General features: G+C 40.4%; 1 protein-coding gene. It reads left to right on the top strand.

Going from position 1 to position 423, the window contains the following annotated elements:
• Window positions 1–423, top strand: a 423-nt coding sequence (locus M3194_RS30945) for a DnaB-like helicase C-terminal domain-containing protein (protein ID WP_251657978.1), incomplete at both ends; no start/stop codon positions are given.

Here is a 423-nt window from a genome sequence, read left to right on the forward strand (position 1 = left end):
ATCATCTTCTCGTGAAAGCGATGGCTTTAAAGACATTCGAGACGTCTTAGGACAAGTGTATGAAACAGCTGAAGAGCTTGATCAAAATAGTGGTCAAACACCAGGTATACCTACAGGATATCGAGATTTAGACCAAATGACAGCAGGGTTCAACCGAAATGATTTAATTATCCTTGCAGCGCGTCCATCTGTAGGTAAGACTGCGTTCGCACTTAATATTGCACAAAAAGTTGCAACGCATGAAGATATGTATACAGTTGGTATTTTCTCGCTAGAGATGGGTGCTGATCAGTTAGCCACACGTATGATTTGTAGTTCTGGAAATGTTGACTCAAACCGCTTAAGAACGGGTACTATGACTGAGGAAGATTGGAGTCGTTTTACTATAGCGGTAGGTAAATTATCACGTACGAAGATTTTTAT

The organism is Paenibacillus glycanilyticus (genome assembly GCF_023715145.1).
GTDB lineage: Bacteria > Bacillota > Bacilli > Paenibacillales > Paenibacillaceae > Pristimantibacillus > Pristimantibacillus glycanilyticus_A.